The organism is Xanthomonas euvesicatoria, from assembly GCF_013112235.1.
In the GTDB taxonomy this organism is placed as follows: domain Bacteria; phylum Pseudomonadota; class Gammaproteobacteria; order Xanthomonadales; family Xanthomonadaceae; genus Xanthomonas; species Xanthomonas euvesicatoria.
Window position 1 is genome coordinate 115,882 of the sequence record NZ_JABFFS010000001.1, and the last position, 24,438, is coordinate 140,319.

Below are 24,438 nucleotides of genomic sequence, written 5' to 3' on the forward strand. Positions count from 1 at the left end.
GCATATGCCGCGTGCCCACCTCGCCGTTGCACGCCCGTGAGCTCGCTCTTCCACGGTAGCGGCTTGCGTTCGATCGATCGGGCGGTATTGCGCCAGGCACCTGCCAATCTGCAGCGCGGGATGGAAGCGGTGGGCGGGCGTCTGATTCTCACCGCCGATGCGCTGCTGTTTCAGCCGCACGCGTTCAATGTACAGCGCCAGACGCTGAGCCTGCCCTTGCGGCAGATCGTGGCGATTCAGTCGTGCTGGACACGCCTGTTCGGCCTGCTGCCGATCGCGCCGACATCGCTGGCAGTGCGGCTGGAGGACGGAAAGCGATACCGCTTCGTGATCGGCAAGCGCACGCAATGGATGGCGGACATCGCCTCGGCGCGGGATGCCCTGCGCTGAGCCGTGCAAGGACGCCGGTGCGTCGCAGAGGCAGCTGGCAAGGCGACTGCGTCACCGCCAAGCCGGAGGCGGCCGCCGAGCCGTGCGGCATGTCCCGCTCGTGCAGCGCGGTGGCCGTGCGCCGTCCACGACAACCGACAACCGACAACCGACAAAGGCTCTCGAGGTTTTGGTAGCCTCTCCATGGCCGATGCCGGAACTGCGTATTGCAGTTGCCCACTGCGGCGACAGTCAGCGATGCCCGCAGGTAACCAACGACGCCACCCTTGATCGCTGGAATTTCGAACAGTGCGTACATTCTCTGTCTTCGGTACTGGCCTAGCATCGCGCGCACGCATCGCCACCATGCCTTGCTTCCGACAGCTTACCCGCATGCCTCGCAATCTTCGACATCACTTCGCCTGCGCACTGCTGCTCTATGCCGGCATCAGCGCACCTGCACTGGCCGACTTCGGGGTCAGCCGCAGCGGCAACCGCGTGATCGTCGACAGCGGCGCCGAGCTGGTGTTTGCGGTCGATGCCCGAAATGGCGACATCGTGTCGATGCGCTATCGCGACAACGAACTGCAGACCACCGAATCGAAGGGCTCGCACATCGCTTCGGGGTTGGGCAGTGCCAGTGTGGATGCACGCATCGTTGGCGGGACGATCGTGGTGTCGGCCAAGGCCGGCGACTTGGTCCAGTACTACATCGCACGCAAGGGCCGCAACGCGATCTACATGGCCACCGATGCGCCCACCTTGCTGCCAGTGGGCGAATTGCGCTTCGTCGCCCGCTTGAACGTGTCCAAGTTGCCCAATGCGCAGCAGGAGCCCGATTCCAATGTCGGCAGAGCGATCGAAAGTGAGGATGTCTTTCTATTGCCGGATGGGCGCACCAGCTCCAAGTTCTATTCTGCACGTCGAATGATGGACGACCAGGTGCATGGCGTCAGTGGCCCTGGCGTTGCCGTGTTCATGCTGATGGGCAACCGCGAGCGCAGCGCGGGCGGCCCGTTCTTCAAGGACATTGCGACGCAAAAAACCAGCCTGACGCATGAGCTCTATAACTACATGTATTCCGATCACACCCAGACCGAAGCCTTTCGCGGCGGCCTGCACGGGGTGTACGGGCTGCTGTTCACCGATGGAAGCTTGCCGTCGAGTGCGCAGCTGGACACCGCGTTCGTCGATGCCACGCTGGGCCTGAGCGGTTATTTGCCGGCAAGCGGGCGCGGCACCGTGAGTGGGCACGTCGGCGGCGTGCTGCCGGGCCAGCCGGCCGTCATCGGCCTGCGCAACGCGCAGGCGCAGTACTGGGCCACCGCCGACGGCAGCGGGAACTACCAGGTGACGGGTGTTCGCCCGGGCAGCTATCGCATGACGCTCTACCAAAACGAACTGGAGGTCGCACAACGCAACATCGAGGTTTCTGCCGGTGCCACTGCGCACGCCGCACTGCAGGCGGTCGTTTTGCCGGGCACGGTGAAGTGGCAGATCGGCATTCCCGACGGCACGCCGGTGGGGTTCAGCGACGCGGACCTGCTGCCGCGGGCGCACCCTTCCGATGCGCGCATGCACTGGTCTGCGGTGACCTACACCGTGGGATCGAGCAGCGTGAGCAGCTTTCCGGCAGTGCAGTGGCGCGGCATCAACACCCCGAGCCGGATCGACTTCACCCTGCCCGCCAACGAGGTGCGCGGCTATCGCCTGCGTCTTTTCGTGCCGTTGGCACAGGGCGGCGCACGTCCGCAGATCAGCGTGAACGCACGCTGGAACGGCCCGCTGCCTGCCGCGCCCACGCAACCGAAGACACGCGGCATCACGCGCGGCACTGCGCGCGGCAACAATACCCTTTACGAAGTGGACATCCCCGCCTCGGCGTTGCAGGCCGGCAACAACCGCATCGAGATCGGCATCGCCTCCGGCTCCCCGGATAACGGCTACCTCAGCCCGGCAATCGTGTTCGACAGCATCCAGCTGGTGGCGTTATAGCAACGTCCGAACACACGATTCGCGCAGTGGCCAGGCACGCGCGGCTGGTAGGTGGCGTCGGCATGCAGCGCTCAACCGTTCCGATGTTCTTCGGGCCGGCACTGCCCGCGTAGCGGCGCGTTGTTCGCCGCTCCAGATGTGCGCGCCAGCGCATCCGCGGCCACGCGCGGCGCAGGCGCAGTGATCCATGCACATCGCTCACGTGAGCTCATCCGAAATCCGATATCGAGGCGACAGGCGCCACACACCGCACGTGGCTGTCACATGCGCAGCGCTGCGCCGCCAGCCGCTCGAACAATGCACAGGCGGCGACTTGTCCAACGTTGAAAAAACCCGCGTGCGTGCCGATCGATACCGCCGACACGCACGATACAGCCGGGCTGCGCTTACTTCGCATCCAAGGTCGCGCTGACCTTGGCCCATCCATTGCCGCGTACCACTTCAAAGCCCGCTTCGGCCGCATGCAGGTACATGCTGTTGCTGTAGCGGCCATCCTTGGCGCGGTTGTTCTGCAGCCAGGTCAGGAACGGCTTGGCATCCACGTTGAGGCTGCCGCTGGTCTTCAGCGTCGGCTGGCCGGCGGTCCCGGTCGGGATGAAGGTGTAGACGTAATAGCCGGCGCCGGAATTGAAGCCTTCCCACAGATCGAAAGTGCGCCCGCCCGCGGTGATGACCTTGGTCGCGGTCACGGTGCCGACCGGCCAGGAATTGTGGTCGCCCCAGATCATCACTTCCAGCTGCGGATTGCCCTTGGCGGTGTCCCAGCGAAAGAAGATGTCGTAAGCGAAATCACCGGCCAGATTGGTGCCGCCTGCGCTGTAATTGAATTTGAATGGCAGCGAGCTGATCGAGGAGATCTGCTTGGGGAACAGCGTGTCGGTGGTCGGATTCCAGTTGTAATGCCAGCCGCGCACGATCGCTGGATAGCCGTAGAGGTTGTAGTCGGCGAAGTTGAAGGTGACCGTCAGCTCCGGCGTACTGCCGGTGCCGAACGTGCCCTGGATGATGTTGTTGGGATCGTTGAAATTGTTCACCCACGCATAGTGGTTGCCAAAGATCTTGTACGGGCCGGCGAGCGCCGCCGGGGCGAGTGCGACCAGACCGAAAGCGAGCGCCGCGGTCCACCAGCGCGAGGCGCGCCGCCGCGTGGTCGGCGCCTGGGCGCACGTCTGGACAAGGGAGCTGGATGGGCAGTTGTGCATGGTGACTCTCCGTATGATTCAGCGCGGCGGCGCTGGTGCAGCGTCGTCGGGACCTGCCGTGCGGCAGTCGGGTCGGACCGTAGCAGCGGCGCCACGCGGGGAGCTATAACGATTCCGGCGGCGCCACCCGGCCAAGCGCGATAGCGGGCGCCACCTTGCACTTGGAGCGTGCGCTGGCTAGCACTTAGGTCACCGGACACGGGCGTAGCGGCGGGTTTCGCGCCAAAGACGCCCGCGCGTGGGGCGGTAAATGGTGCACAGCCACATACGCATCGCCCGTGTCCGCACGTGCCGGCGGCGTCGCTTGCGCGTGCAATGCCTTTCAACGCAGTGCGGCGTCGCTGCCACCGGCCTGCATCAGTCCGGTCGCCATCCGCGCGATCGGCGCCCGCAACACGCTCCACCTCAGGCCTACGCGGCGGAGCCGTTTTGCGATAGCGTTCGCACTACAGACAACGCAACAGCCGGAGGGGGCGACGATGCGTATCGGAATCGTGGTGGACAGTGCGTGCGATCTGCCGCAGGACTTCATCCAACGTCACAACATCATCGTATTGCCGATCAGCGTGCGTATCGGCGAGGCCGTGCTGGCCGATCATCGCGACGAGGAAGCCACGCTGAGCTTTTTGCAGGCGCATGTGGCCGAGCGCGGGCACGAAGCGGAAACCACGCCGTTTTCGGTCAACCAGATCCGCGATCTGTTCCTGCAACAACTGGTCATCGACTACGACCATGTGTTCTGCCTGACCATTTCCAAACTCCGCAGCCAGATCTTCGACAATGCGATGCAGGCCAGCTTCGCGATCCTCAACGACTACAAGCCGATCCGGCAGGCCGCAGGCCACACCTCGCCGTTCGCGCTACGGGTGATCGACACGCTCAACCTGTTCGCCGGCCAGGGCATCACCGCCGTGGAAGCAGTCCGCCTGCGCGACCAGGGCCGGAGCGTGGCGGCCATCCGTACCCGCCTGGAACAGCTGGCCGAGCATACCTATGGCTACATGATTCCACGCGATCTCTACTACCTGCGCGCACGTGCACGCACCAAGGGCGATCGCAGCGTCGGCCTGATCGGCGCCGCGCTCGGCAGCGCGCTGGACATCAAGCCGGTGCTGCGCGCCTACCGCGGCGTTACCGAGCCAGTGGCCAAGCTCAAGGGTTTCGAACCTTCGGCCGAAAAGCTGTTCGGCTTCACCGTGCGCAAGATTCGCGACGGCCTGATGACGCCAACGGTGTGCGTGGGCTACGGCGGCGAGCTGGCCGAGCTGCATGCCCTGCCCGGCTATGCCGCACTGCAGGGCGCCTGCCAAACCCACGGCGTGGAACTGCTGGAAAGCGTGATGAGCCTGACCGGCATGGTCAACGTCGGCAAGGGCGCCTTGGCAGTCGGATTTGCTGCCGAGCCACACGCGTTTTCGGCCTGAGGCATGGGCGGGGGTGCGATGCGCTCACCAGACACGCCGTCATCCATCACGCGAGTCGATTGCTACGTTGATGCCGCCAACGGTGCCGCAATGCCGAGGCACCGCGCCAGGCAGCGTGCTGATGATTGCCTTGAATGCGGCGCAGTCCAGGACGTGGCTGCCGTCCATGGCGGCAGCCACGCCGCATTGGACACAACGAAGGACCTGCTACAGGTCGTAAGACAGCACGTCTTCGAAACCGAATGTGTCGAAATTTTCGATGCGCGAGGGATACAGGCGACCGACCAGATGGTCGTATTCGTGTTGCACCACGCGTGCGTGGAAACCTTCGGCATCGCGCTCGATCGGAGTGCCGTCGGGTGCGAAGCCGCGGTAGCGAATGAAGCGATAGCGTGGAATGACTGCGCGCAGGCCGGGAATCGACAGGCAGCCTTCCCAGCCGTTTTCCATTTCTTCCGACAGCGGTTCGATCTGCGCGTTAGCCAGGGCCGTGCGCGGCACTGCGGGCGCTTCCGGATAGCGCTCGCTGGCGTCGAAACCGAACACCATCAATTGCAGATCCACCGCGATCTGCGGTGCTGCCAGACCGACGCCACGCGCAGCGTCCATGGTTTCGAACATATCGGCCACCAGCGTGTGCAACTCGGCGCTGCCCAGGTTGCTGACCGGTGGCGCCACGCGTAGCAGGCGCTTGTCGCCCATGCGGATAATTTCGCGAATCATGCGGGTGCTCCTGACGATCGTGGCGTGGATTCTAGGGCGGCTGCCGCCCGGTAGCGAACAAGCGCCGGGCGGTGCAACGGTCCGCAGGCGCTGCAGTGTACGAGCGGTCGCTGCCGCGGGTTGTGGATGCCGGCACCGGGCAACGCTCGCGCCAGCGCACGGTGCGTGCAGCCGGCCTGCTGTGCCGCGCTCAGCAGGTGTCGTGCATGCGCAAGTGGGCGTGCAGCCGGCTTGTTCATCGCGCCGTGAATAGGCGCACTGCATCTATCGCCAGCGCTGCGGCCAGCGTGATGGCGCAACACCGGCTTGGCGCCGGTTGAACCGGCTCAAACATGTCAGCGGCCAATGCGTTGACCGGCCTCGTCCAGCACGCGTTCGCCGTCTTCCTTGATGAAGCCGTGCGTGGCTGGCGGCAACAGGTCGAGCACCAATTCGGAGGGGCGGCACAGGCGTGTGCCGCGCGTGGTCTGGACGAATGGGCGGTTAATCAGGATCGGATGGGCGAGCATTGCGCTCAACAACGCCGCATCGTCCAGGGTGGGATCGTCCAGTCCCAGTTCCAGATAGGGCGTGCCTTTTTCGCGGATGGCCTGGCGGACCGTGATGCCGGCAGCGGCGATGAGCGCCTGCAGCGTCTGGCGGCTTGGCGGATGCTGCAGGTAATCGACAATCTGCGGTTCGATGCCGGTGTGGCGGATCAGGGCAAGGGTATTGCGGGAGGTTCCGCAACCGGGATTGTGGTAGATGACGGCGTGCATGGTGGCCTGGCGCTGGATTGGCTGGTGGCTGGCGGCGCCGGCAACGGATGTCCGAACGACGCCCAGACCGGCCAGTGTACGAGTGGCGCCCGGGCATGCCGAGCGCTGCCACGACGTGCGCAGGCGCCTTGGTGACGGTGCCGGGAGAAGTGAACTCCCAGACTGCAACCCTGCCGATAACTTTTTCAGGTTGCCGCTTCGCATTCGACGGTGAATGTGTCAAAAGATTGACACGAATCACGGATTCATGATTCAGTCATGAACAGACTGAAATGGAAGGATTCTCCCGAGCGCCGGTGTCAGCACGGCGTTTTTTCCCCTGTTGGACCCAAGGAAACCCCAACGATGATGAGCTTTCGCAAGCCCGGATGGATGCTGTCCGGTGTGTTGTGTGTCGCATGCCTGCCGGCGATCGCTGCAGCGCAGGAAGCAGCTACCAGCAGTTCCAAGGTCGGTATCGACCCTGCCACCGGCAAATTGCGCCCGCTGACCGACGCCGAGAGCGCGGCCCTGGATCAGCAGGCGGCTGCAGCGGCCTCCGCAGCACGCAGCAGCGCCGCACGCAGCTCGGTTCCGCAGACCGAAGCGGCCGCACGCGCGACCGAGCGGCGCCTGCCCAATGGCACCGTGGCGCGCAAGTTGCCGGCCACCCAAATGAGTTCGCTGACGGCAACCCGCCAGGCCGATGGACGCATCGTCATCGAACACAGCGACGACGCCGACACCACCCAACCCACCCACGCCGAGCACGGAGCGCTGCCGCATGAATAAGCCCTTGTTGCTGTTGTCCCTGGCCGTGGCGGCCGCATTGGCACCGCTGCACGCCCGGGCAGCCAATGTCACGCTGATCAATGGCGATGCCGGCACCGTGGTCGGTTTGAACGACCCGACCGCTGCCGCACCGCTGGGCGGCAACCCGGGCCGCACGATCGGCGAGCAACGCCGCATCGCATACCAGTACGCCATGGACCTGTGGGGCGCGGTGCTGCAGAGCAATGTCGAGATCAAGGTGTATGCCTCGTTCGCACGGCTGACCTGTACCGCCACCGGCGGCACGCTGGGCCAGGCCGGCCCGAACTGGATCGTCAACAACTTCCCCGGCGCCAAGGCCGATACGCTGTATCCGTCCGCGCTGGGCGATGCGATCGCCGGGCAGGACCTGGTGCCGGATCCGGCCGATCCGGCCGACGTGTTTTCGCAGTTCAACGGCGACCTGGGCAAGGACGATTGCCTGGCCGGTTCGGGCTGGTATCTGGGCCTGGACGGCAAGACGCCCGAAGGCCAGATCAACTTCCTCAACGTGGTGATGCATGAGATCGGCCACGGTCTGGGCGCGGCGGGCTTTCTCAACAAGACCACCGGCGTGCTGGGTTCGGGGAGCGGCCTGACCGACGTCTACACCTCGCAGGCCTACGACAACGTCCAGAACAAGCGCTTCGACGACCCGACCATGACCAACGCCCTGCGTGCCGAAGCGATGCGCACGCCCGGCCGTACGGTTTGGGCCGGGACGCGCGTGAACCGCGAGGCGGCGCTGATCCTGGATCCGCGCACGCTGCTGCGCGTCACCGCACCGGCCAGCGCTGCGGGCAAGTTCGAAGTGGGCTTTGCCAGCTTCGGTCCGCTGGCCACCGCGGCCAATTTCCCGGCGCGTTCGGTGGTGACGGTCAATGACGGCGTGGCGGCCGCATCGGCCAGCGATGGCTGCGAAACCCCGTTCGTCAATGCGGCCGAGGTGGCCGGCAAGGTGGCGCTGATCGACCGCGGCACCTGCGCCTTCGCGATCAAGGTGAAGAATGCGCAGCTCAACGGCGCGGTGGGCGTGATCGTCGCCAACAACGCGGCCGGTGTACAGACGATGGGCAACGCAGCACCGCCCATCACCGACATCACCATCCCCGCCATCATGGTCTCGCAGGCCGACGGCGCGCGCCTGAAGGGCAGCACTGCGGTGGTTGCGGCGCTGTACGAAGATCCGCAACTGCTGCAGGGCACCGACAGCGCAGGCCGCACGCGGCTGTACTCGCCCAGCGTGGTGGCCGGTGGTTCGACGTTCTCGCACTTCGATACCGATCTGCAGCCCAATGCCTTGATGGAACCGTTCGACACGCCGGAGGTGCAGGCGCACGTGAACATCGACCTGACCCCGGCGCTGTTTGCCGACATCGGTTGGACCTTGAACACCGGGCCGGCCAAGTTGGGCACCTGCAACACCCTGGTCCCGACGGTGGAAACCGGCGGCCTGATTCCAGGTGCGAACGTGTCTGCCGAAAGCAGCCTGTGCAAGACGCAGAACGCCGGCAACCGCCTGGGTTACCTGACCTGCATGGACGAACACGCGCGCGAGCTGCAGAGCCAGGGCGTGATCAGCCGCGTACAACAGGCAGCGGTCTTCGTCTGCGCCACCAAGGTGCGTCCGTAAGCGCCGAACGCGTGATGGGATGCAATGCGAACGGCGCCGGAAGGCGCCGTTCGTTTATCTGCTGCCGCGTGGTGGCGCGCAGGCCAGGCGGTCCCTGCAGCGTGGCGGCGATGCACACCACGTCGCAGGCGAGCATGCGGACCCATGCACGCGCGGCATCCCGTCGCCTGCGCGCATCCGCTGCAGCCCCTGCTGCGCGCCTTCGGAGCGAGGCACCAGGTTTGCCGTCACCTCAATGCTCCGCCGCATACGGCGAGGTCAGCACCTGCGGCGCACGCCCCAGCGCAGCGCCCAGGCGATCCATCACGAAACGCAAGTAGAGGTTGCTGCTGAACTGGTTGTAGTCGCGTGCATTGTTGAAGGTCAGCCGCCCGCCCAGAAACAGCTGCGGGGCCACCTGCCATTCGGCCGCGCCACTGAGGTTGTAGGACACGCCGGTGCGGCTTTCGCCCGCATACACCGGGTCGGTGTAGCGATTGACCAGACCGAGCAGCGCGGCCAGCGACGCGGCGTCGTAGGCGGCCTGTTGCAAGGTCGGGTCGGTAGGGAAATACGGCGAGGCCTCGGTGCTGAAATGCTGCACACCGACGCTGGCGTCGACCTTCCAGTTCACCGTCTGCCCGGCCGTGCGCCCGCTCCAGTGCACCGGGAACCCCAGGTCCACATAGTCCTGCGGGCTGAAGTAGCCACCGTGCCCGTAAGTGAAGCCGCTGAGATTCTTGTCGTACTGCATGGTGGTCAGATTGACGCCGGCGGTGAGCGATTGATGCTCGGTCTCCAAGGCATGCACGTAGAAGCCCAGGTCGACCTGGCGATGGTCGTTGTCGGCCACGTGGTTGCCCTGCAGGCGGTGCGCGGCAAGGTTGGCGTAGCCGCCGAGCAGGCCGTTGTCGGCAGTGGCCGACAGCGAAAGACCGGTGCTGGTCACACCGCCCCATTCGCGCCCGCTGCGCGCGTCCTGCGCACCGGCAAACGACAGCACGCTATCGGTGACTGCACGCCGCGAGGCCTCGGCCGACCAGCTGACGGTGTCACCGAGCTCGCCGCGATAGCCCACGCCACCGATGAGGTTGTGCTCCTGGAACCCGATCGGCGTACTGCCCACGTCGGCACTGAAACCGCCATTGCGATACCGCACGCCGACGCCCACGCCGGTGTCGTCCTGGCTGAGCCGGCGGCTGCCGTTGCCGCTGGCGGCCATGGCATTGAGCGTGTCGGCCAGGCCGGTCGGCGTCTGCTGCGCGGCGGCCGTGCTGCCGGCCAACGCGCGCAATGCGGCCGCATCGCCTGCACCCAGCTGTTCGCTGAGCGCGGCATTGCCCAGGATGTCGCGTGCCAGCTGCGCAATCGGCGTGGTGGAGGCGTTGATGCTGAGCAGGTAGGCCGGCAGCGGCTCGTTGGCCAACGCCGCCAGCGCAGCGGCATTGCTGTTGTTGTGCTCCACCAGCAGTGCATTGAACAGGCCGGTATTCAAGCTGTAGCGGCGCAGGCGTTCGCGCGTGGCGGCGGTATCGCCTTCGGTGGCGAGCAGCTGATACACCGGCGAATCGACCAGCGTGTCGATCGGGCCACGGTTTGCGGCCAGCGCATCGCCGATGGCGCTTTGCGGGCCGGTGCCGAAGCGGCTGGCGGTGGCGTAGTCGGTGCCGAGCGTGCCGGCATCCACCACGGTCGGTGTCAGCGTGACGCCGAGCTTGCCCTCGCCGACTGCGAATTCGGCCTGCACCGGCATTTCGATGTCGTCCAGACGGCCCAGGCCGTCTTCGCCGTCGCGTGCGCGATACAGCGCGCCGCCGGCAAGGCCGCCGCTGTTTTCCGCCTGCACGGCGCGCAGTTCGTCGAGCACGCTGTTGCCGCTGCTGCGCGCAGGCAGTGCTTGCGCGAGGTTGCTGCGCGGCTGCAGATCGCTGCCCGACACAGGCGGCAGCGTGCCATGCGAGGAAGCGCGCAAGCGGCTGCCGGGCGCAGGCAACGTGGAAGGCACGGTGCTGGCGCGCACCGGTTGCGGCAACGCGTCGCTCCTGATGTCGGCGGCAGCATTGACGGGTGCGGCAGGCGCGACAGGTACGACGCTGGGCTGCATGGCGAGCGGCGCGATGGATGCGACAGGCGCGGTTGCGACATCGGTGTAGGCGCTGCCGGCGTCCATGCGTTCGGACAGCACCGCCGGCGCACGCGGCATGGCGCCGGTCATGCCGGAGAATGGGTTGAGCGGGCGACCGGATGCGGCGACGGCGGCCGGGCCACGTGCAGACGCCAGGCCATTGTCGAGCTGCCCGGCCTGACGTTGCTGCGCGGCCAGCGCTGCACGGAAATACTGCTCGGCCTTGCGGTTCTTGCCGGCACTGCGATACACGCGGCCGGCGGCCGCGAGCACCTCCGGCGACTCCGGTGCCTGCGCCAACGCGCGTTGCAGATAGCTCTCTGCATTGCGCAGGTCCGATTGCGCGGCGGCGCTGTTGGCGGCAGCGGTGAGCGTGTCCAGATCGCTGGGCTGACGTTGCAGGAGCTGCTGGTAGATCGCCAGCGCCTGGCGGTGCTCGCCGGCGGCCGCGTACAACCGCGCGAGCGCGGCCTGCGCATCGCGGTTGTCCGGCTGCTGGGCCAGTATTGGCGACAACGCGTCGTAGGCGCCTTCCAGATTGCCGAGCTCACGCAATGCATCCACCTGCCGCAGCGTGTAGGCGCTGCGCAGGCCTTGGTAGCGGCGCAGCTGCTCCGGGGTCAGGGTGGTGGCCTGCAGCTGACGCAACACCGCCGAGAGCTCGGCGTCCTGATGCGCGCGCAGCAGCACGCTGGCGTATTGCAGGCGGTCTTCGGTGCGCGGGTTGGCGCCGGTGACCAGCCGCTGGGCCAGCACCAGCGCGCGCTGGGTGTTGCCGGCGTCGGCATGCGCGCCGGCCAGGGCGGCCAGCAGTTGCGGATCGTCGAGCTGATTGCCCAGCGCCGTTTCGGTACGCGCCAGCAACTGCTGCGCCTCGCCCACCCGGCCCTGCGCAACCAGCTGCCGCGCCTGACGCGCCTGCAATTCGATCCAGGCGGTGGCGCGCAGCTGGGCCATCGCCGGCGTGCGTGCCGCCGATGGAATGCGGTCCAGACTGTCGTAGGCGCCCTGCCAGTCGCCGCTTTCCTGCGCCAGCAGCGCATTGGCGTGCAGCGCCTCGGGTTGGTCGCCATGGACCGCGAGCAGGCCGTCCATCACGCTGCGCGCCTGATCCGGGCGGCCAGCCTGCTGGTACAGGCGCGCCAGGTCGAGACGGATCCAGGCATCGCCGGGGCGTTCGACCATGGCCGCTTCCAGTTCGGTTTGCGCGCTGACCGCATCGCCGCCATCCAGAAACTGACGCGCACGGGCGCGCTGCACGTTGGAGCGCAGCAAGGCTTGGCCACCGGACTTGGCGCGCTCGGCCGCTGGCAGCCGGTCGAACAAGGCGCTGGCTTCCTGCAGACGGCCCTGGCGGCTGTACAGCCCGACCAGGCCCTGCAACGCGCCGGCATTGTCGGCCTCGCGCGACAAGGCTTTGCGATAGCTGGCTTCGGCAGCAACCGGGTCGCCGGCGGCCTGCACGTCACCCAGCGCCACGTGTCCGGCCGGCTCGTTGGGCAGCAGCTGCACCGCCTGCTCTACCAGCTGGCGCGCCTGCGCCAGATCGCCGCGCGCGCGCGCCGCTTCGGCCTGCTGCAGCTGCTGCCAGTAACGGGCACTCTCCAGCGCGCTTTTCCATTTGCCGTTGCTGGCCGCGGCCGGTCGCAGCAGTTCCTGCGCCTCGGCAAAACGCTGCTGACGCAGACGTACCGAGCCCAGGCCGCCGAGCGCTTCGGGGTCGCGCGCACGTGCACGCAAGACCTGGGTAAAGCGTTGTTCGGCGGCGCTCAGATTGTTGGCGCTCAACGCGCGAAAGCCTTCGCCCAGCAGCACGCCGTTGGGATCGGCCGGCGTGGCCGCGGCAGTGCGTTGCGCGCGCAGCTGGCCGAGTTTGGCGGCCACTTCGGCATCGTTCGGGGTACCGGCAAGAAACGCTTGGTACAGCGGCGCATCGGCCATGCCGGCGTTGAGCCACAGCAGCGCCTGGCGCCAGCTGCTGCGTGCCGGCCCACCCACGTCCGCGCGCTGGGCAAGCGTGCGCAATTGCGCAATGCCGTCGCGGCGGGTGGGTTCGCGGTAACTGAGGACCTGCGCCAGCGCCAGCTGCACGGACGGATTGCCCGGGTCGCTGGATTGCAAGCGTCGCAGGCCGTCGCGGGCGCGCTCCCAACCGGTGGGGGTGCCGGCCAGCGATTGGTAGTACTCCAGCGCCAGGTTCGGCGGCGGCGACTTGCCGGCGAAGGCGGCTTCGTAACTGCGCGCCGCTTCCACATAGCGCCCGGCAGAGGCGGCACGACGTGCATTGCGCAGATTGGAATCTTCGCCCGCGTTGCTGCTACCGCGCGCGCCGATCGCCACGCGCAGGCGCTGCGCCTGCGGCGATTGCGGATGCGCGCCTTCGAGTTGCTGCAGCCGCTTGCGCGCTTCGGATTGGCGCCCCTGCGCCAGATCGATCTGGGCCAGGCCGAGCAATGCGTCGGGTTGGTCCGGGTCGATGCCGAGCAGCTTCTTCCAGGTGTCGGCGGCCAGATCGTCGCGACCCTGGTCGTGCCAGTAATTGCCCTGCTCCACCAGCTGCTGGGCGGCGCTGGTCTGCGCGTGCGCTGCCGGTGCGGCGAGCAGGCACAGCGCGAGCATTCCGGCGAGGTAGAACGGCTTCAGGTCGTTGCGGCACATGCAGGGGTTCTCCAGGCGGGCAACAGGCGCCCGTCTGCGGCGAAGCGGTAGCGGTTCTCAAGCCATCCCTGTCCGAACAGGGCCAGCGTGCGTTCGAAATACGGCAATGCAGCGGCGGCCGGTTGCGTGGCGGCGGGCACCCGCTGCGCCTGCGCCTTGAGCAGCGCGGGCTTGCCCAGTGCGCTCAGGTACGGCAGCAAAGCCGCAGAAAATCCTACCGGCAGGGCGCCGGTGCCCACACCGCGCGCGGTGTCGATCTTTTCGGCCGGCGTCTGCTGCGCGGCGAGCAGGTCGGCCGGTCCGGACAGGTCCTTCAGCAATCGCGCGCGCAGCGGCTCGCCAGCGTCCAGCATGCCGGCCCACAGGTACACGCGGATGGCGTCGTAACTGCCGACATTGCCGCGCTTGGGATCGGCATTGAAGGTCTTGCCGTCCCACACCGTCCAATCCGGGGCAAACCCCACCGGCGCGCTGTCACGCAGCAGGCGCGCGCTGTTGGCGGCAATGGCAGCCCATGGGCCCTTGGGGTCGGCATTGGCGCAACGACGCAGCACCTGGATCGGCAGATAGCTGGGATTGAGCGTCCAGCGCCCGTTGTCGACGAAACCGGTGCGGCCCGGCAGCAGCATCGGGCCCAGCCCGGGCAGCGTGGCCACTTCCTGGGTGCGGATCAGCTGCAGCATCTGCTGGCCGGCCTTGAGGTAGCCCGGGCGGCTCCACAACCGTCCGGCTTCCAGCAGCGCATAGGCAATCCACAACTCGCCATCGCTGGCAGTGTTGGCGTCCAGCACGCGCCAGGCGCCGCTGCCATCGCGGCCCCACAGCCATGCCGGCAGGTTGAGATCCGGGCGGCCGCCGCACAGGTTGTGGCGGGTCCAGCTCAGCACCTTGTCGAACAGCACCTGGTCGTTGTTGACCAATGCGAAGAACAGCGCATACGACTGCCCTTCGGAGGTGGAGCGTTGATCGGGATTGAGAAAATCCACCACCCGCCCATCGGGCTGGATGTGCTTGTCGACGAAGGCGCTCCACAGCGGCCACGGCCCGCACTGGCTGGGCGCCGCCCGCGCGGCTGCCGGCAGCAGCGCGGCCACGCCGGCCAATGCGCCTGCATGCAGCAGGCGACGGCGCGTCATGCCACCGGTATGTGCGTGCGCGCTCATGCACCGCCACCGTCGTTGAGCCGCTCGGCGGTGTGCCTGCGCAGCAGCACGCGTGCGGCCAGGGCCAGCAACAACGCCAGCAGCACCACGGTAAGGGCCAGCCACACCGGGTGGTGCGAGAAATACCAGCGCAGCCAGGTCGGCAGCGGCAGATGCCCCACGTAATAGGCCTGGTTGCCGACCAGACTGGTGACTTTGTTCTGCTGCAGCACCACCACGCTGCCCTGGAAATCCTTGAGCAGGGTCGGGTCGAACCAGGCATCGAACAGGCGGCTCATGTTGGCCGGGTCCTCGGTCTGGAAGGCGACCACGCTGCGGCCGGCTGCCAGTGGCGACTCGAAGCCCATCAGCAGGACGTCGTCCGGCTGCGGCTGCAGGGCGATCTCGGCGGTGGTGGGCAGGTCGGTGCGGCGCGCATCGAAGGAGAGAAAGCGCGGCAATCGTTCGAACAGCCAGTCGGTCAGCGCAAAGCGGGTCGCCCGCCCGTCCTGGCCGATCGGCAGATGCGCGCGCCACTGCTTGAACAACGGTTGCGATTCGGCGCTACCGAGCAGCAACAGATCGCGGCCTGCATGCTGCTGCACTGCGCCGGCGCCGATGATCTGCGCATGCAGCGCCGGGTAACCGGTGGAAGCCCCGAAATGCCCGAGCAGGGTCAGCACATTGCTCAGGTCCTGATCGCCGGGATTGTTGGGCAGCACGATGGTGGATTCGGACAAGTCCGCCAGGCGCGTGAACGGGTAGCCGGCATTGGCGAACGCCGCCAGGTTCGGCATCGCCATGTAGTGGTGGAAGCCGCTCAGGTCGATGGTGGAATCGGCATCGATGGCACCGGACACATCCGGGAAGGTGTTCTTGCACGCTTCGCCCTGCGGGCGATCGAAGAAGAAATGGAAGCGCAGTTGGCTGTTGGCCGAAAACGCACCCACCGGCAGTGTCAGGTCCTGATGCACCGGCATGCTGCCGCGCGTCCCCAGGCTGTTCCACCAGCGCATCGGCGTGGATTGAGCGAATGGGCGACCGGTCAGCGGCAGCGTGGTCACGAACGATTCGTTGATGCTGACATTGAGCGCGGATTTGTTGTCCTGCTCCGGCAGCGTGTAGCGGTAGTTCAACGCAACCGGGATGCCGTCGCGTTCCCACACGAACAGGTCCGGCGGCAGTTGCAGGCCGACCCGGATCAGGTCGGGGTGATAGCCGGTGACGTTGAGCTGGCTGGGCTGGGTGACCAGATCGCCGAAGCGTACCGGACTCTCGCTCGACACCCAGTTGGGCGCGTCGTAGGGCCGCCGCGGCGCAGGCGCGCTGATGTCGCCGATGCGGGCCACCGCACCGGTCAACGGTGCGCGCAAGGCCAGCGCGGTGGCGGCACGCTGCAGGTCTTCGCTGTTGCGGCCGAGCACCAGCAGCAGCTTGCCGTTGCGATCGTTCGGGTTGGCCAGCACGGCCACGGTGGGGCCGCGGATGTCGGCCACGCCGCTGTCGGCGGTCGCAAATTGCGCGGGCAAGGTGCCGGGCGTAGCGAAGACGACCGCATTCCCGGACGCCGGCAAGGCCTCGGTGGAGGCCGGGAACACCGCGCCACGGTAGCCGGCCAGGCTACCGAACCACGAGGCCACCGTGCCGGCCGCCTGCAACGTGGCCGTGTCCGGGCGCTGCGGGAAATAAAACGGCAATTCCAGCCGGCGCGTGTCGCGTACATCGAAGAACGGCACCGGCAGCAACGCCAGATTGTTGGCCAAGGCCAGCGGCGTGGTGGTCAGCGACAGGCTGGTGGCCGCATCCACATTCGCCCACAGGCTGCTGTGGTCGGGATCTTCGCAATCGCGCGTGTAGTGGCCGATCAACTGCAGGTTGAGCTGGTTGTAATCGGTGACCAGGCGCGGGTCGATCGGCAGATCGGCCGAGAGCAACTTGCCGGCGTTGGCCTTGTCGGTGGGCAGCGTGGCCACGGTGACGCCGTTGATGGTGACCTTGAGGTGCGACAGGTCGGGCAACAGCGAGGGCGAGTAGCTGTATTTGAGATTCAACGTGGCCGCGGTGACGATCTCATCGCTGCGCACGCTGAAGGGCACGCCGGCGCTGCCCTGCACCCCGCGCAAGGTGATTTCGTAATCGATGCCCAGCTCGCGCAGTGTTGCCGCACGCGTGCTGCCGCCTGGCAACGGTGCCGCTGCGAAGGCGACGGGCACCTGCGCTGGGGTGACTGCCTGCATCTGGCTGCCTGCCTGCGCAGATGGCGTTGCAGGCATGGGCTGCGCCTGGGCCAGGCCTGCCAGCAAGGTCAACGCACAGCTCAACACAGCCGGGAATATCCGCATCAGCGGCATCTTGGTAAAGGAAAGGGAAACACCACGCATCACACTCACGACTCCAGATCCACCGGGCGCCTCGGACGAAAGCCCTGCCGCGCGCTGTCCACGATATGCCCGCCCAGTCGCCCGAATCCGCGTGCACTGGCTTCCAACACCTGGCCCATCGAGCGCCAGAACGCATCGCGGTCGTGCTGGCCCCACTGCAACAGCCAGATGTCGGCGCGCGCGAAGGTCGACGCCACCAGCCAGCGCTCCTGTTCCATCGACATCTGCGTGAACTGGATGCTGACCTGTCCATCGCGATCCTGGCGCACCACCGCCGGCAAGGTCTGCTCCACGCCACGGTGGCTCAGGCCGATCTGCACCGGCAGACCCGGCTCGATCGGCTGTGGCTGCGCGAGCGTGATCGCCATGCCGCCCGTGGAAAAATTCACCGAGCGACTCGGCAGCACACCGCCGTCGGGCAGATACAGGGTGACCGGCACATCCAGCGGCACACGGTGTGCGCTGCGCACCTGGCGCGTTTCGCTGGCGGTGGCAATCGTGGCGCCCAGCAGCACCATGTTGTAGAGCGTCCAGGCCAGGTTGAACCAGATGGTCTGCTGCTCGCCGCTGCCACCCACATAGATCAACCGCAGCACGCCAGCCACCACGCCCACCACGTTGAGCAACAACAGGAACAGATACGGCTTGGCGATCTGCGCGTCGAAATAGCTGCGCGACACCAACCCACCCTTGGGCGTGACGTTGAACTTGCCGAGTTTGGGATTGAGCAGGGCCACCAGCGTGGGACGGAAGATGTACCAGGCCAGCGTGGTTTCATAGACCTCGTTCCACAGCAGATGGCGGAAGCGGCTCTGCACGCGCAGGTTGGTCAGGTTGGCCTGCAGGATGTGCGGCAAGGCGTAGGCCAGGATCATCAACGCCGAGGCCTGGATCACGTGCGCGCCGAAAAACAGATAGGCCAGCGGCGCAGTCAGATAGATGATGCGCGGCAAACCATAGAAGAAGTGCAGCATCGCGTTGAGGTAGCACAGCCGCTGCGACAGTTTGAGCCCGCGCCCCAGCAAGGGGTTGTCGATGCGCGCGATCTGCGCCATGCCGCGCGCCCAGCGGATGCGCTGCGCCACGTGGCCGGACAAGCTTTCGGTGGCCAGACCCGCCGCCTGCGGCACGGCCAGGTAGGCGGTGCGGTAACCGCGGCGCTGCAGCTTGAGCGCGGTGTGCGCATCTTCGGTGACCGTTTCCACCGCCACGCCGCCCACTTCTTCCAGCGCGGTGCGCTTGATCACCGCACACGAGCCACAGAAGAACGTGGCATTCCACTGGTCGTTGCCATCCTGCAGCAGGCCGTAGAACAACTCGCCTTCGTTGGGCACCTTGCCATGCGTGTCCAGGTTGCGTTCGAACGGGTCCGGCGAAAAGAAATAGTGCGGCATCTGCACCAGTGCCAGCTTGGTGTCGTGCAGGAACCAGCCCATCGCCACCTGCAGAAAACTGCGGGTGGGAATGTGGTCGCAATCGAAGATGGCCACATAATCGCCACTGCACTTCTTCAACGCGGCATTGATGTTGCCGGCCTTGGCATGCGCGTTGTTGGTGCGGGTGACGTAATTGATGCCGACCTCGGCGCAGAACGCGCGAAACTCGTCGCGACGGCCGTCGTCCAGCAAATGGATGGTGATCTTGCCGGCCGGCCAATCGATCACGCTGGCCGCCAGCACGGTGGTGCGCACCACCGACAGCGGCTCGTTGTAGGTCGGGATGAACACGTCCACGCTGGGCCACAGGCGCTGGTCGGCCGGCAGCGGCACCGGCTTGCGGTTGAGCGGCCACAGCACCTGGAAATAGCCCAGCACCAGGATCACGAAGGCATACAGCTCGGCGCCAAGCAGGCCCAGGCCGAGGATGAAATCCACCGCGCTGCCCACGCCCATGGTCTGGGTCATGCGCCACCAGATGTAGCGGCACGACACCGCCAGCGACATCCCCATCATCATCAGGATGACCACCCGCCCGCCGCGGTTGCGCACCGCCAGCGCCACCGCGAACAACACGCCGGAAAACACCAGCTGCTGCGTCACATCCATCGGCACGGCCACCACGAACACCAGCAGCAACGCACTCAGCAACCACAGCGCCCAGGTCGCCAGCGTCGGCAGCGGTGATGCGCAATGGCGGTTGGCAGCGGTCATCAATCGTCCTTCAGGCATGGCGGCGTGCGGCACAACAAGCGACAAGCGCACCGGCGCCTGCAGCGGGAAACAACGGGCAACAGCTCAACGCGAGCGCAGGCGCTTGAGCGGGCTTTGCGCGCAGCTGCGCGCATCGGCCTGCAACAGGCGCTGGAACAAGCGCTCCAACGGCGTCTGCGCCGGCCGATCAGCCGGCTGCACGCCGCGCGGCGCAGGTTCGTCGAGCTGACGCAATTTGCGCAGCGGGGCGAGCGCATCCGGCACCGGGTCTGCTGCCGTCACGACGGGTTGCAGCGAGCGCTCTGGCGCCGGTACGGCGGCCGGCATGCCCAAGTTTGGCGTCGGCGCGGCAACCGCCACCGGCGGCTGCACGGCATCGGGCGCAACGGTGACCGGTTCGACCGCTACAGGCGCACCGGCCTGCGGCAGGCTGCAGGTGCGCGGCGACAGCTGGGTGTAGGCGAAATCGTGGTACCCCTGGCTGGCCGGCGTCCCCAAACGCGCGAACAGGCCCGACACATCGTCATGTTGGGGTGCGTCCTTGCCCTTCCTTGCTGTCATCACACTCTCCTTGCCCGATCAGACATGCTCATGCCGTGCGCGCCAACACCAGGCGGCGCAGATCGACGGTGTCGCTCGGCACGCTCTGCACCGCCAGACCCGCCAGCATCCCCAGTTGCTGAAACCACCCCTCGTAGACACCCTGCAAAAACCCATCGCTCCACGCGGCGCCATTCAGCGCGACGCTCAACGGCGCCCCCGCGTGCCGGATCTGCACATGGTCGGTGTATTCCTCCAACACGCACTGGCCCCAATCGCAGCGGTCCCAGACCGCATTGGCCGCGAGCTGCGCGTCGTCCAGCGTGGCGCACGGCGCAAGCCGCTGTTCGCGTGCGAAGCGCTGGCCGATTCGCGCCATCAACAGGGCCAGATCGTCCTCGGGCAACTCGGCGCCGAACTCCTCGGCCATCGCGCGCACAAACCCCAGCCATTGCCGGGAGCAACTGCGCGTACGGTATAGCGGCAGCGGGTCGAGTGCGCTCATTCAACAGACTTCGCAAGGAAAAAAGGGCCGTCACATGCGACGCATGCACCCGATGTGATGCATGCGTGATGACATGTTAGCGGCCGCCATCCTCGAATCGAGATCTGCGTCTCACTTTTTTCGGGCATTCCCCGACAGCGTGTAGGGAATTTCTGTAGCGGGTGGCGACGCCCGCCCGTCAGTCCCCGCCGGCATCGCCCCGAGCGATCATCCCTCTGCCATCGGCGGCAGTCCGAACACGTCGCGCAGATAGCGCAGATACCCGATGTCCTCGCACATGCTCTTGCCGGGCGAGTCGCTGAGCTTGGCCACCGGCTGGCCATTGCAGCGGACCATTTTGATCACGATCTGCAGCGGCGTCGGCCCCAGATCGTTGGTCAGGCTGGTGCCCACCCCGAAGGCCAGCCGGCAGCGCGTGTGGAAGTGCTGGTACAGCCGCATCACCTTGTCGATATTGAGCCCGTCGCTGAACACCAGCACCTTGGTCCGGGGATCGACGCGGTGCGCTTCCAGATGCGCGATGACGCGCTCGCCCCATTCGAACGGGTCACCCGAATCGTGGCGCATGCCATCGAACAACTTGCAGAAATACAGATCGAAATCGCGCAGGAACGCATCCAGCCCAACCACGTCCGACAACGCAATGCCCAGATCGCCACGGTATTCGCGCGCCCACGATTCCAGCGCCGCCACCTGCGAATCGCGCAGCCGCGGCCCCAACGCCTGGAACGCCTGCAGATACTCGTGCGCCATCGTGCCCAGCGGGGTCAGCCCGTACTGCTTGGCGAAATACACGTTGCTGGTGCCGACGAACTGTTCGCCCAGGCCATCGCGCAGCAGCGGCAGCAACTCGCCATGCCATTGCCGCGAGTAGCGCCGCCGGGTGCCGTAGTCGGCGATCTTGCAGCCGGCCGGCATGCTGCGCAGGCTCGCCACCTTCTCGCGCAGGCGGCTGCGGCCCTCTTCGAAATCCGGCTCGGAGGTATTGCGAAACCACACCTCGTTGATGATCGCCAGCAGCGGCACCTCGAACAGGATGGTGTGCAGCCAGGGGCCGCGGATGGTCAGCTCGATCTCGCCCGGATGGGTGGCCGATGCGGTCAGGCTCAGATACTTGCGATCCAGATGGAACAGCGCCAGGAAGTCGGCGAAGTCCGGCTTGATGAAGCGCAGGCTGCGCAGGTAATCCACTTCGTCCTCGCGCAGCCGCAACCGGCACAGCGCATCGATCTCGCGCGAGATCTCATCGACGAACTGCGCCAGATCCACGCCGGGGGTGCGGCACTTGAAGCGGTAATCCACCTGCGCTGCCGGGTGCTGGTGCAGCACTGCCTGCATCATGGTGAATTTGTACAGGTCGGTGTCGAGCAGCGAATGGATGATCATGCCGCCGGATTATGCCCTTGGCGGCGATGACAGCGCGTGCAGTGCGCAAGCCGCGTGAGAACGCAGCGCACCTGTGTCGTCAGGTAGACAGCCGCGATTGCCAAGCTGGGCCAGCGCGTTCCAACCCGTTCTGCGCAGCGCAGCCGCTGGCGGAAGGAGCACGTCGGAAGGCATGCAACGTGACGCCAGCACGTGCAGCTGCACCCGTCTGACGCACAGCACAGGCGCACGCCATGCACGTGCAGCGCGATCTAGCGCGACCGGCAACCAGAGCGAGCCCGCATCACGTGACGTGGCCGGCGTCAGAAGCCCAAGCGTGCGAGCGGGTTTCTGGCGATCCCGGGCACTGGCCGCGCCCCGACGCTGCGGCGAACGCAGCTGTTCGCCAGTCGCCCTCAGCGCGCCAGCACCTGCTGCGCCGGCTTGCCCTGCACGGTGAAATCGCTGTCGCCCGGGCCGCCGGCCTTGGGGTCGGTATACCAGCACCACAGCGCAATGCCTTCCACGCCATGCGCCTGCAGTACCTTGCGCCACTGCTGCAACACCTGCAGCTGTAGGCGCGTATCGACGGCGGCCGTGCGCTGCTCCGGGCTTTCCCACGGCGCCGCCAGACTACCGCGCGCCGAACGCAACCCCAGCTCGGCCACCCACACCGGCTTGCCCACGCGCTGACCCAACTGCTGCAGGCGTTGCGCCGCGGCGGTCATTTCAGCGCTGCGTGCGTCGGCAGCTTCGGACAGGCGCGGATACAGGCTGGTGCCCACCGCATCGAACAACGACCAGTAACGGAAGCTCTCGGCATGCTCCATGCCGTCGGCCACGTACAACAGTTTTCCGTGGTAGACCTTGCGCACTGCCGCGACCAACGCCGGCCATTGCGGCGCGTCCTGCAACTTGCGCAACTCGGTGCCGATCACCAACGCTTCGGCGTGTTCGTCCTGGGCCAACCTGGCCAATGGCAGCAATGCCTGCTGATAGGCCGCAAACCACGCCGCCGGGTCGGTGGGCGCGGCATCGCCGGCCCAGTGTCCCGGAATCCAGACATGCACCTTGAGCGTCGGCTGCAATCCAGCCTGCAGGCTTTGCCGCAACGCAGCGCGCATGGCGTCCACACTGCTGTCGCTGCCCAGCACCGGGTCGTTGGACTGCGGGTTGGCCTGCCACACGAACGCGACCAGCAACGCCTTGCTGGCCCCCGTCTTGGCCAGTGCGTCCAGCGACTGCGCTGCAGCCTGACTTTCCCACGGGGCGTTGGCGGACACCTTGACGTTGGCGCCCATCCAGGTCGGCGCGGCGGCATTGCAGCCGTTTGCCAGCAGACACACGCCGATCAACGTTGCGACGCTTAGAACGCGCTTGAACATGCAGCAGACACCTCGGCATTCGGCGGCGCCGCGTGCCGGGAGCACGCCGTCGCACGCAAGGATGCACTGTTCTTGTCCTGCGGCACCGCCGTGACCGCTGCCGGGTTGGCCGGCTCGGCAGTGTCGGCAGATGCCGTTGCAGCCGGGGCCACCGCAGCGCTCTGGGCCATCGCCGGCTGCATCACCCCAGCCTCCTGCGTAGCGGGAGCGGCCGCCGCACGCACCGGCAACGATACCGGCGTCGTCATGACAACGGCCTCGCCCTGCATCAGGGCCTGTTCGTCGGGCGCTGCGGCACGCATCCAGCTACCCCAACCCTGCGGTTGTGCCCAGATCGCACCCACCAGGCCCAACACCAGCAATCCGGCCGCCTGGCCGCGCTGGTCGGCGTGCAGCGCACGCAGCAACAACGCCGCCGGCACCCACAACAGCAGCAGGGCATCGAAGCCAGCCCAGCCGAACGCGAACGACAACGCAGCCGCGCAGATCACGGTGCCGGCACTGGCCACCACGCCACGCGCCAACGCACCGCTGCGCGCACGCGCCACCAGCGCAAGCACCGGGAAGCACGCCACGGCCGCCACACCCCAGCGGACCGCCGGCAACCAGCCGTCGGCATGGCCGGCCAGTGGCAACGGCAACGGATGCGACGCCTGGGCAATGCTGGACAGCGTCGGCCACGGCGCATTGAACACGACCAGATTCACGTAGGCCCACATGCCGACCAGGAATGCGAAAGGCAGATAGCACACCAGATAGAACGAGCCTGGTGCCTTGCGCAGCATCTGCGGCGGCATGACCAGCAGCAGCCACGGCGCGACCATTGTCGACAGCGCCAGCGTCTGCAGATCCAGGCACAGCAAAATGCACAACCAGCCCGCAATGCGCAGATAGGTGAAGGCTTCCACCGGCGCCTGCAAGCGGCGCAAGGTGCGGCACAAACCGTAGAAGGCCAGCAACCCCACTGCCTGGCTGCCGCCGGCAGCGATCGGCAGCAGGAACAGCGGGTTGCAGCCCACCAGCAGCGTCAGCGCGCTGGCCCAGCCGCGCCCGAACACGCCAGCCAGATCGCGCCACAGCAGCGACAGGAACAGCGCGTTCGCAGCCACCGCGACACATGGCCAGACCTGGAACGGCAGATTCCAGCGATGCAAGGTGAGATCGACCGCCCACGCCAGCAACCCGGTCGCCGGCACGCCGATGTCCGGCGCAAGCGCGGGCGTCGTGGCCACCGACTGCACCAGCAGCGGCTGGCTCAGCAGCGACAGCGCCACCACGGCGATGAGAAACGCCGGCAGCCCGCTCTCGCGACGCT

The 24,438-nt window shown here is 66.8% G+C and carries 17 protein-coding genes; 5 read left to right on the plus strand and 12 right to left on the minus strand.

Annotated elements, in window-relative coordinates; translation table 11 throughout:
- The first annotated feature begins 63 nt into the window (after positions 1 to 63).
- Together HLH45_RS00425 and HLH45_RS00430 are read left to right on the plus strand one after the other, a co-directional pair.
- A complete protein-coding gene (locus tag HLH45_RS00425; RefSeq protein ID WP_046932196.1) occupies positions 64 to 390 on the plus strand; it encodes a hypothetical protein in 327 nt (108 codons plus the stop codon).
- A gap of 372 nt (positions 391 to 762) precedes the next feature.
- Positions 763 to 2,364, plus strand: coding sequence for a rhamnogalacturonan lyase B N-terminal domain-containing protein (locus HLH45_RS00430; protein ID WP_008573779.1), 1,602 nt, complete (start codon positions 763 to 765; stop codon positions 2,362 to 2,364).
- 386 nt (positions 2,365 to 2,750) lie between these two features.
- Here the strand turns inward: HLH45_RS00430 and HLH45_RS00435 are convergent, their stop codons facing one another.
- Positions 2,751 to 3,566: a GH12 family glycosyl hydrolase domain-containing protein gene (locus HLH45_RS00435; protein ID WP_005920703.1), complete on the minus strand. Its 816-nt coding sequence runs from the start codon at positions 3,564 to 3,566 to the stop codon at positions 2,751 to 2,753.
- A 479-nt stretch (positions 3,567 to 4,045) separates the two neighbouring features.
- Between HLH45_RS00435 and HLH45_RS00440 the strand changes: the two genes are divergently transcribed.
- A complete protein-coding gene (locus HLH45_RS00440) occupies positions 4,046 to 4,990 on the plus strand; it encodes a DegV family protein (protein ID WP_008573777.1) in 945 nt (314 codons plus the stop codon).
- A gap of 207 nt (positions 4,991 to 5,197) precedes the next feature.
- Here HLH45_RS00440 and def read toward each other — a convergent pair whose 3' ends face one another.
- Positions 5,198 to 5,713, minus strand: coding sequence for a peptide deformylase (def, locus tag HLH45_RS00445; protein WP_008573775.1), 516 nt, complete (start codon positions 5,711 to 5,713; stop codon positions 5,198 to 5,200).
- Positions 5,714 to 6,048: 335 nt separating this feature from the next.
- Complete coding sequence (arsC, locus tag HLH45_RS00450; RefSeq protein ID WP_008573772.1) at positions 6,049 to 6,471, minus strand: arsenate reductase (glutaredoxin); 423 nt, start codon at positions 6,469 to 6,471, stop codon at positions 6,049 to 6,051.
- Positions 6,472 to 6,816: 345 nt separating this feature from the next.
- On the opposite strand from arsC, the gene HLH45_RS00455 reads away from it, so the two are divergent.
- Together HLH45_RS00455 and HLH45_RS00460 are read left to right on the plus strand one after the other, a co-directional pair.
- Positions 6,817 to 7,242: a post-PEP-CTERM-1 domain-containing protein gene (locus HLH45_RS00455; protein ID WP_014091040.1), complete on the plus strand. Its 426-nt coding sequence runs from the start codon at positions 6,817 to 6,819 to the stop codon at positions 7,240 to 7,242.
- Positions 7,235 to 8,893 carry a PA domain-containing protein gene (locus HLH45_RS00460; RefSeq protein ID WP_008573769.1) on the plus strand — a complete coding sequence of 553 codons (1,659 nt, stop codon included), beginning with the start codon at positions 7,235 to 7,237 and terminating at the stop codon, positions 8,891 to 8,893. The genes HLH45_RS00455 and HLH45_RS00460 overlap by 8 nt, the downstream gene beginning before the upstream one ends.
- Positions 8,894 to 9,125: 232 nt before the next feature.
- Here HLH45_RS00460 and HLH45_RS00465 read toward each other — a convergent pair whose 3' ends face one another.
- The 9 genes from HLH45_RS00465 to HLH45_RS00505 form a co-directional block, all read right to left on the minus strand.
- On the minus strand, positions 9,126 to 13,655 hold the full coding sequence (locus HLH45_RS00465; RefSeq protein WP_008573767.1) for a cellulose biosynthesis protein BcsC: 4,530 nt from the start codon (positions 13,653 to 13,655) through the stop codon (positions 9,126 to 9,128).
- Positions 13,637 to 14,818, minus strand: coding sequence for a cellulose synthase complex periplasmic endoglucanase BcsZ (bcsZ, locus tag HLH45_RS00470; RefSeq protein ID WP_008573765.1), 1,182 nt, complete (start codon positions 14,816 to 14,818; stop codon positions 13,637 to 13,639). The genes HLH45_RS00465 and bcsZ overlap by 19 nt, the downstream gene beginning before the upstream one ends.
- Positions 14,815 to 17,139: a cellulose biosynthesis cyclic di-GMP-binding regulatory protein BcsB gene (gene bcsB, locus HLH45_RS00475; RefSeq protein WP_033478781.1), complete on the minus strand. Its 2,325-nt coding sequence runs from the start codon at positions 17,137 to 17,139 to the stop codon at positions 14,815 to 14,817. The genes bcsZ and bcsB overlap by 4 nt, the downstream gene beginning before the upstream one ends.
- A 44-nt stretch (positions 17,140 to 17,183) precedes the next feature.
- The gene (gene bcsA, locus HLH45_RS00480) at positions 17,184 to 19,328 is read right to left on the minus strand and encodes a UDP-forming cellulose synthase catalytic subunit (protein WP_008573762.1); all 2,145 of its coding nucleotides are present in this window, start codon (positions 19,326 to 19,328) and stop codon (positions 17,184 to 17,186) included.
- 84 nt (positions 19,329 to 19,412) lie between these two features.
- Positions 19,413 to 19,889: a hypothetical protein gene (locus tag HLH45_RS00485; RefSeq protein WP_011348568.1), complete on the minus strand. Its 477-nt coding sequence runs from the start codon at positions 19,887 to 19,889 to the stop codon at positions 19,413 to 19,415.
- A 28-nt stretch (positions 19,890 to 19,917) separates the two neighbouring features.
- Positions 19,918 to 20,373 (minus strand): cellulose biosynthesis protein BcsD, encoded by a 456-nt coding sequence (bcsD, locus tag HLH45_RS00490; RefSeq protein WP_008573758.1) that lies wholly within the window; start codon positions 20,371 to 20,373, stop codon positions 19,918 to 19,920.
- A gap of 207 nt (positions 20,374 to 20,580) precedes the next feature.
- Positions 20,581 to 21,759 (minus strand): nicotinate phosphoribosyltransferase, encoded by a 1,179-nt coding sequence (gene pncB, locus HLH45_RS00495; protein ID WP_008573756.1) that lies wholly within the window; start codon positions 21,757 to 21,759, stop codon positions 20,581 to 20,583.
- 395 nt (positions 21,760 to 22,154) lie between these two features.
- The gene (locus HLH45_RS00500; protein ID WP_008573755.1) at positions 22,155 to 23,123 is read right to left on the minus strand and encodes a glycoside hydrolase family 113; all 969 of its coding nucleotides are present in this window, start codon (positions 23,121 to 23,123) and stop codon (positions 22,155 to 22,157) included.
- The gene (locus tag HLH45_RS00505; protein ID WP_008573754.1) at positions 23,105 to 24,400 is read right to left on the minus strand and encodes a hypothetical protein; all 1,296 of its coding nucleotides are present in this window, start codon (positions 24,398 to 24,400) and stop codon (positions 23,105 to 23,107) included. Before HLH45_RS00505 ends, HLH45_RS00500 begins: the two co-directional genes overlap by 19 nt.
- Positions 24,401 to 24,438: the final 38 nt, after the last annotated feature.